This window comes from Mycobacterium sp. TH-M82 (genome assembly GCF_057473605.1).
The window spans coordinates 1-2,559 of sequence record NZ_JBYCKY010000167.1; the positions used below are offsets into that span (position 1 = coordinate 1).

The window sequence follows — 2,559 nt, forward strand, 5'->3', positions numbered from 1 at the left end:
CACCAGCGGAACCACCACCTCGTGCTCGGCGAACCGGCTGCACGCCCACGGGTCGGACAGCAGCACGGAGGTGTCGAGAACGTAGGTCCGGATATCAGTCACGTGGCGCTCCTCGAGCGGGTTGAGCCAGCGCGGCCCCACACAGGCATGTCGGTGGGAATCGCGGCACCAGGACCGGGGCCGGTCCTGCCGTTGCGTTGACGGGAGGTGCCGCCCTGGCAGCTGAGCTTGTCGCTGGCCATCACCGACGACGCTACTCTCGTGGGCGCGTGCGCGCCGCGCAGGCGCGCCGAGGTCTTAACCGATGACGAACTGGCCCAGCGCGGGCTCGTCGGCCACACCCCAGGCGGTGATGCGGTCCGAGATCGCCTGCCGCAGTTCCGCGGGACCGAAGATGCCCGCCTGGGCGACGTTGCGCACCTTGTCCTGGTAGGAGTCGATGTCGGCGCCGGGGACCTGCAGGTCGGCGGCGCGGGCCGCGATCGCCGCGATGGTCTCGTCGCGGGTGTAGTCGAGGCAGTGCGCGACGAGGTTGGAGAAGAACTCCTCGTGCCGCACCTCGTCGCGGGCGATGCGGTCGACGAGTCCGGCCAGGACCGGCTCCTCGACCTTGGCCGCCAGGTTGGCGCAGAAGATCGCATGGGTGCGTTCGGTGAACGCCATGTACACCAGGGTTTCAACTTGGGTGTACGTGTCGGCGCGGTAGCCCTTCATCACGTGCTCGACCCGCGCCTGCTCGTTGGCGGTCGGGTCGACCTCGCGGGTCACCACCAGGTATTCGCGCAAAGCGATCGCGTGCAGGTGCTCCTCGGCGGTCCAGCGGCCCAGCCAGCGGCCCCACCACTCCTCGAGGATGAAGTGCTCGACGAGCTCGCGGTGATGGCCGGCGAGGTTGTCCTTGAGCAGCAACATGATCTCGCAGGCGTCGGTGATGTCCTTGGGCAGCGTGGCCTGCGACGCATCCCAGTCGCGACCGCCCAGGAAGGCGAAGTTCTCCCCGCGTTCGAACGGCACGTAGTCGTGGGCGAACCAGAGTTCCTCGGTGTTGAGGTGCCGGTCCATGTTCGCCTCGACGACGGGCTCGAGTTCCAGCGTCAGCGCATTAGCGACAGGTTTCTGTGCCATGGGGTTACTGTAACCTGCGTACACAGGTGAGTGAAATTCTCCGGTCGTGTCGCAACCGATTGGTGACTTTGGTCCTTTCGGGACCGACCGGCCGTCCGCTAACCGTCGACCAGCGTCCAGTCCTCGATGCCCTCGTAGAGGGGAAAGTTCGCGGCCAGCGTGGTGACCCGGCGCCGGAGCGCGGCGACGTCGGCCGACGTCCCCGCCGCGAGCGCGGTGGCGATGATGTCGGCGACCTCGGCGAACTCGGCGTCGGCGAAACCGCGGGTGGCCAGCGCCGGGGTCCCCACCCGCAACCCCGACGTCACCATCGGCGGGCGGGGGTCATTGGGCACCGCGTTGCGGTTGACGGTGATGCCGATGTCGTGCAACAGGTCCTCGGCGGCCTTCCCGTCGAGCGGCGAATCGCGCAGGTCGACCAGCACCAGGTGGACGTCGGTGCCGCCGCTGACCACCGACACGCCGGCCTTGGTCACGTCGGGGGCCGTCAGCCGCTCGGCGATGAGGCGCGCGCCGGACAGCGTGCGCCGCTGCCGGTCGGCGAACTCCGGCGTGGTGGCGATCTTGAGCGCGACCGCCTTGCCCGCCACTACGTGCATCAGCGGGCCGCCCTGCTGGCCCGGGAAGACCGCCGAGTTGACGGCCTTGGCGTACTCCTGCTTACCCATGATCATGCCGGAGCGGGCTCCGCCCAACGTCTTGTGCACGGTGGTGGACACCACGTCGGAGTGCGGCACCGGCGACGGGTGCAGTCCGGCGGCCACCAGGCCGGCGAAGTGCGCCATGTCCACCCACAACTTGGCGTCGACCTCGTCGGCGATCGCCCGGAACGCCGCGAAGTCGAGGGTCCGCGGATACGCCGACCAGCCGGCGATGATGACCTTCGGACGGAACTCGAGGGCCTTGGCCCGAACCGCGTCCATGTCGACCAGGTGCGTGGTGGGGTCGACGCCGTAGAAACCGGTCTCGTAGAGCTTGCCGGAGAAGTTCAGCTTCATGCCGTGCGTCAGGTGCCCGCCGTTGGCCAGGTCCAGCCCCAGCAGCCGCTCCCCCGGCGTCATCAACGCGTGCAGCACCGCCGCATTGGCCTGGGCCCCCGAATGCGGCTGGACGTTGGCGAACTCCGCGCCGAAAAGCGCCTTGGCCCGGTCGCGGGCGATGTTCTCCACGACGTCGACGTACTCGCAGCCGCCGTAGTAGCGCCGGCCGGGCAGACCCTCGGCGTACTTGTTGGTCAGCACACTGCCCTGGGCCTGCAGCACCGCGCGCGGCACGAAGTTCTCCGACGCGATCATCTCCAGGGTGTCGCGCTGCCGCTGCAGCTCCTTGCCGATCAACTCCGCGATGTCCGGGTCGACCTCGGCGAGCGGGGCGGACATCACAGAGGACGTGCCGGGAGCGGTGGCGCGGGCGTCAGGTGCAGCAGTCACACGG

The 2,559-nt window shown here is 69.0% G+C and carries 3 protein-coding genes; all 3 read right to left on the bottom strand.

The genetic code is table 11. The features are described from left to right. Positions 1-102: PIN domain-containing protein (locus AC2VON_RS04910; protein WP_486951938.1), on the bottom strand; the 102-nt coding region annotated here is incomplete at its 3' end. A 195-nt stretch (positions 103-297) separates the two neighbouring features. Then, a complete protein-coding gene (locus AC2VON_RS04915; protein ID WP_369737351.1) occupies positions 298-1,125 on the bottom strand; it encodes an acyl-ACP desaturase in 828 nt (275 codons plus the stop codon). A gap of 98 nt (positions 1,126-1,223) precedes the next feature. Next, positions 1,224-2,504 (bottom strand): serine hydroxymethyltransferase, encoded by a 1,281-nt coding sequence (gene glyA, locus AC2VON_RS04920; RefSeq protein ID WP_369741469.1) that lies wholly within the window; start codon positions 2,502-2,504, stop codon positions 1,224-1,226. Positions 2,505-2,559: the final 55 nt, after the last annotated feature.

Excerpts from the sequence above, each read along its gene's own strand:
- AC2VON_RS04915 (WP_369737351.1), bottom strand. The coding sequence starts at position 1,125 with ATGGCACAGAAACCTGTCGCTAATGCGCTGACGCTGGAACTCGAGCCC.
- glyA (WP_369741469.1), bottom strand. The coding sequence starts at position 2,504 with ATGTCCGCCCCGCTCGCCGAGGTCGACCCGGACATCGCGGAGTTGATC.